Origin of the sequence: Shewanella sairae, from assembly GCF_023283535.1 — a bacterium.
Taxonomy (GTDB): Bacteria; Pseudomonadota; Gammaproteobacteria; order Enterobacterales; family Shewanellaceae; genus Shewanella; species Shewanella sairae.
Window position 1 is genome coordinate 1 of record NZ_JAKILT010000119.1, and the last position, 4,459, is coordinate 4,459.

The window sequence follows — 4,459 nt, forward strand, 5'->3', positions numbered from 1 at the left end:
GGGTGTTCCCTAAGTCTTCATATGGAAAAGCTAGGACAGAAAAGCACTGCCCTCAGCTTTACCACAATCAGCCTGATTAACCTTTGTGGTGATCGTAGGTTTGCGCTCCGCGCTCAATAGGTTTTCTTTTTTCTCTTATAAAGATCAAATGCGCGAGTTATATCAATTCTGATATAGCGTGGAGGGCGGTCGGATAGCGTTAACCAGGCATAGATAATTTTGTTAAAACGACCTCAATTTTACAGTATGTATATTGTGCGCATCGCGTTATGACCACTCAATCAAAATCACTACTGAACACCTCAAAATCACACCTTTACTTCCCTGAAAAACGCAATTTTTGAATCTCAATAATTGGTCAATTTCACCACTTTGCTAGTTGAAGTAAAAATAGCCTCCAAACGGGCATAATGATAAAATTAAGCATTATTCCCTCACTTTGATACACAGCTTGAATTCTTGCGATATTTTTTGTGACGTTCTTGATAACGCTCTTTTACACCTGTATATAACCGTGGCAGAAACTGAACGGTTTACCCCTAAAGCTAAGCGTAATGAAATCTTAGTGCGCTATCTCAAGCCTATGATTAAAGATAAGCGCTATCAGCAAGGGAAAAAGGAAATAAAAAGCTTGATCTCGTTAGGCCGCGTAGCATCATGCGATCTTGAATCTAAGTTAGTTGAGCTTCACGAACTGTCACAACGTTATGACCAATATGCGAGTGAGGCCAAGCGTCTGTTTGACTTATTAACGCGAATTGAATCGGAATTAGGCATACCTACAAAGTTTTTGAATGTACTTGGTGATAGTCAAACATTCCCGAACACGATTTATATGCTGCAAGAGCATGTCGAAAATGGCTTTATTGTTTCAGGTGAGCAGGTTGCGCCTGTGTCACTGTTCTTAGAGTCGGATAAGGTAACGACTCTAGTCGATTTCATTAATGGTACTGGTTTGTTCAAGGCTGAAATACAGCAACACAATGAGGATGCCAAACAAGGGCATATCGTATTGCACCCAGCAGGCAAGAGGTAAGTTATGACGGCTACTGTATATGTTGTTGAAAAAAACGAACGGGATTTGCTGATATTTCATCAGAAAACTTGCTGGTACGCAGGTGACAGGGTAGTTGGGGCTAGAGCCTCTTATACCGCTGGAGCAGCGTTTAAAATACTTAGGCGAAATTATCCAGAGCTTGCTCCCTGTAGGGAATGTTGCGCAGGTCTTGCTAAAGGTTTTTATGCCGTGGCGTTCTATCCAGTTCCAATTGTATTTAATCTTGAAGATTGGCTTCAAAAGCGTAAGCAATGTGAGTAAGGACGAAGTGTTATGGCAATCTTAACTTATGTGATTGAGAACCCAGGCTCCAGTAATCCAGTGTTACATGCTGCATGGTGTCCAAATGTTGGCCTGGTGGTTTCAGAAGTTGGTTTGTTTGTGGGGTGTTATACGGCCATGGAACAATCCAAAACACAGTACCCAAACTTAAAAGCTTGTCATTATTGTTGTGGGGCTATTTCGTGCTGAGGCATTTTACCTCTTAGCCATTAGTAAACTGATTTTACAGAGAGAGGTTGTTGAGTGAAGTCCAATCAAAGCTGGTTAGAAGTTAAAAAACAACTTAAGTATTGTAGTGAAAGGGATCTCCTAGGTTTAGTTCAGGAGCTTTACAAGTTAAATTCGATCAATAAAGAATACTTAAATGCTAAGTTTCTTGCAGGAATAAATCCCCAACAAAAAGATGAATTTATAAAAGAAATAATTAACACCATAAGAACATTGTGGCAGAAATCCTTTCATGACCCCTATGGTTATGGAGGAGGAGTAGTAAGAGTAAAAATATCGCCAATCAAAGCCCCTCTTGTTACTTATAAGAAAGCAGTAGGCGTTGATGGTGGTTATATTGCTGTTTTGGCCGAATACATTATTTATGGTCAGATATTTTTAGAGCGAAATTGCGCCGAAATGTCAGATACTGCATTGAATAGTATTAATAGCGTTGCAAAGGAATTGTTTGTATTGCTGGCGAATGAAGATAAGTACATTAATTCATTGTCATCTAAACAGTTGGAGAAGATACAGGTATTCATAGCAAGCTATTATGCAAAAAATATTGCTTTAGTAGCTTATAAAGATGTTGAGGATTTAATAGCTAATGCATTAAAGGATAGTTCCAAATTTTAGTGTTAATGCACTTGAAACCAATTTTTGGACAAAAGATTGTTAGCTGGTTTGCTCTATTAGGAAAAGTAAGGATAACTCTTAATTTCTTTTCTGTTTTACCTTTCATAATATTTACTTATTATGGTGGCTTGAGCTTGTCCAACACTTCGAGTAGTTATTAACGGTGCAACACATACCCTTATTAGCTGTATCTCTGTTGCACGAATCTCTAGAAACTTAATGAATTTCACAACCTCATTATCGATAAAGTCCAGATCATGTACTAAATTGTAATCTGAGATTAAATCTGCAATATCCTTTGCGAGTTTCGGTTTACTAGGCATAAAACCAAGATCATCTTTCAATCTTTTATACAGAGCATTATTCTTTGACTTAGGCTCAAAGATCGCTTTGTATATTTGTTGCTGATCTAGTCCCATAGTTTCTGCCAACAGCTCGGACAATAGTTCTGGTGGATATGTCGAGAATCTAGACACTAAATGGGAAAATATCATCGCCTTGCAATGGCTTTGTTGCAGCGCTCTCTTTTAAACCTATAATTGTCGATTTCTGGTTCTTAAATTGATAAAAACACAGTAAGTACCGTAAAAAAACAAGTTGAATATAGTGATTTTACGTATTCTGGTGGTTGTTTTTCGAACATTACAACAAAGCCAGTTAGAATAGTTGATGTAAAGGACAAGCTAGTTGTGGGTCGCCAGAATAACCGCTGGCCCCAAACCTCGTTGATAGGTGAAAAGATGATAGATACCAAAACAGGTGAGCGAGTTATTGTGCTTTTTGATGAAAAAGCAGGGCCATACATTCGTGTTTCAACATGGAATGATGCCGATGGATTAGAGGACTTACTGTCGGATGAGTATGATGTTTTGTATGAAATGAAGACCCCTGAGGATTTTATTCTAGATGGTGGGAAAGAATATTATTTTGGTAATGTGGCAGATCCGGTAAGGCTGCAACAAATATTAGATGAAATTGAGCTGTGAAGTAAAATGGGGAGGCTGATAATGAATGAGTTACCCTATGCAAAAGTTTTTTCTAAAGAGAAGCTCGTGACAGTAGGTATTTCCGCTGTAAGATTAGAGTGGCTTTGAAAGGTGGTTTAAATGAGTCTTTATAAATTTGCAACAGATACGTCTACTTTGTGTGTTTTTGATTTGAAATGTTTAAAACATAAGTTGTGTGATGATGTTGATTGGTGGTCAATTCAGAGTGATGCTTTGGCGGAAATGAATAAAGGTAATGTGGCATTTATAGGGTTGCTAGAGGATGGGTTATATTCATTTAAAATAGTAGACGAAGTATTAAATTCGAAAGTTGAAATTAATTTGAATGTGCCTTCTGGAACTGTTTTTGTAGGTGCAGGAGAAGAGGTTACTGCTGATGAGTTCGAGCCCGAATGCTTGAGAGGTGGAGTTCTTTTGGATTTAGAGCCGGGGAAGTACACCTTAAAATCTAAAGTCGAACATGAGGTCATTTTACTTTCATTTAAATCTGCGACAGGCAGTTTTAACACGTTTAAAGGCAGTATAAATCTAGATGTGTGAAATCAAATTAATTGCTTATTAGTGGTTACGTGAAGCCTAAGGCAACAGTGTATTCGATTGAGTAAGTTATTTATGAAATTAAAATTTTTCTGGACACTTATTTTTGATAGCCCGTTTCCTATTTGTATAAATGACTCGCCATCGTATGAAAATTGTGACCCATTATCCACAATACTATCTGATGATGGTGGCTTAGGATTAGAATACATGATTGCTTGGGTTGAGGTTGCAATTGATACAACCAATAAAGTCATATCTGGACAGATGGATGAAGGTGATTGGATAACTGAAACATTTTCCGCTGAGATCGGTAGAGAGCAAACAGAAATATATTACTTATATGATGACTCATATAGTCAATTTATTCCGACAGAGATTTTTTTAAAATAATGATGGAATGGCATGAGTTTATTACTCAACCACCAAAGATTGATAGTAAAAAGCAGATAGAAATCTAAAATAATCGTTTTATATGTGGCGCCTCACATTAGCTTAGTTATTGCAAAAGCTGATAAACTGGGTGCTAACAAACTTCTTCCCTAGCTTACTTTGGTCGGATAAGCGGCACTTGTTACCAAGTGCCGCTCTCCTAAGAACCGTACGTGCAACTTTCACTGCATACGGCTCAAGCCTCCACTAAGTAAGCGATCAATATAGGACGGTCTTGTCAGATTCTAATAAGTCTGCATTAGATCTGAGGTAAGCGGGTTGTCCGCAAACTTAGCCT

General features: G+C 37.9%; 7 protein-coding genes. 6 read left to right on the forward strand and 1 reads right to left on the reverse strand.

Features of this window, described 5'->3' with window-relative positions:
• Positions 1–451: 451 nt before the first annotated feature.
• The 3 genes from L2748_RS23145 (at position 452) to L2748_RS23155 (ending at position 2,185) form a co-directional block, all read left to right on the forward strand.
• A complete protein-coding gene (locus L2748_RS23145) occupies positions 452–1,036 on the forward strand; it encodes a DUF2913 family protein (RefSeq protein WP_220783487.1) in 585 nt (194 codons plus the stop codon).
• A gap of 3 nt (positions 1,037–1,039) precedes the next feature.
• On the forward strand, positions 1,040–1,318 hold the full coding sequence (locus L2748_RS23150; protein ID WP_220783486.1) for a hypothetical protein: 279 nt from the start codon (positions 1,040–1,042) through the stop codon (positions 1,316–1,318).
• Positions 1,319–1,582: 264 nt separating this feature from the next.
• A complete protein-coding gene (locus tag L2748_RS23155; protein WP_248957791.1) occupies positions 1,583–2,185 on the forward strand; it encodes a hypothetical protein in 603 nt (200 codons plus the stop codon).
• Between the two features lie 95 nt (positions 2,186–2,280).
• On the opposite strand, the gene L2748_RS23160 is transcribed toward L2748_RS23155, so the two are convergent.
• A complete protein-coding gene (locus tag L2748_RS23160; RefSeq protein ID WP_220783545.1) occupies positions 2,281–2,604 on the reverse strand; it encodes a hypothetical protein in 324 nt (107 codons plus the stop codon).
• Between the two features lie 321 nt (positions 2,605–2,925).
• Here L2748_RS23160 and L2748_RS23165 point away from each other — a divergent pair, with 321 nt between their 5' ends.
• The 3 genes from L2748_RS23165 to L2748_RS23175 all read left to right on the forward strand — a co-directional run bounded on the left by L2748_RS23165 (position 2,926) and on the right by L2748_RS23175 (position 4,122).
• The gene (locus L2748_RS23165) at positions 2,926–3,171 is read left to right on the forward strand and encodes a hypothetical protein (RefSeq protein ID WP_220783546.1); all 246 of its coding nucleotides are present in this window, start codon (positions 2,926–2,928) and stop codon (positions 3,169–3,171) included.
• 120 nt (positions 3,172–3,291) lie between these two features.
• On the forward strand, positions 3,292–3,732 hold the full coding sequence (locus L2748_RS23170) for a DUF6386 family protein (RefSeq protein WP_220783547.1): 441 nt from the start codon (positions 3,292–3,294) through the stop codon (positions 3,730–3,732).
• A 72-nt stretch (positions 3,733–3,804) separates the two neighbouring features.
• Positions 3,805–4,122: a hypothetical protein gene (locus L2748_RS23175; protein ID WP_220783548.1), complete on the forward strand. Its 318-nt coding sequence runs from the start codon at positions 3,805–3,807 to the stop codon at positions 4,120–4,122.
• The last annotated feature ends 337 nt before the right edge of the window (positions 4,123–4,459 follow it).

Excerpts from the sequence above, each read along its gene's own strand:
- L2748_RS23150 (WP_220783486.1), top strand. The coding sequence starts at position 1,040 with ATGACGGCTACTGTATATGTTGTTGAAAAAAACGAACGGGATTTGCTG.
- L2748_RS23160 (WP_220783545.1), bottom strand. The coding sequence starts at position 2,604 with ATGGGACTAGATCAGCAACAAATATACAAAGCGATCTTTGAGCCTAAG.
- L2748_RS23165 (WP_220783546.1), top strand. The coding sequence starts at position 2,926 with ATGATAGATACCAAAACAGGTGAGCGAGTTATTGTGCTTTTTGATGAA.
- L2748_RS23170 (WP_220783547.1), top strand. The coding sequence starts at position 3,292 with ATGAGTCTTTATAAATTTGCAACAGATACGTCTACTTTGTGTGTTTTT.
- L2748_RS23175 (WP_220783548.1), top strand. The coding sequence starts at position 3,805 with ATGAAATTAAAATTTTTCTGGACACTTATTTTTGATAGCCCGTTTCCT.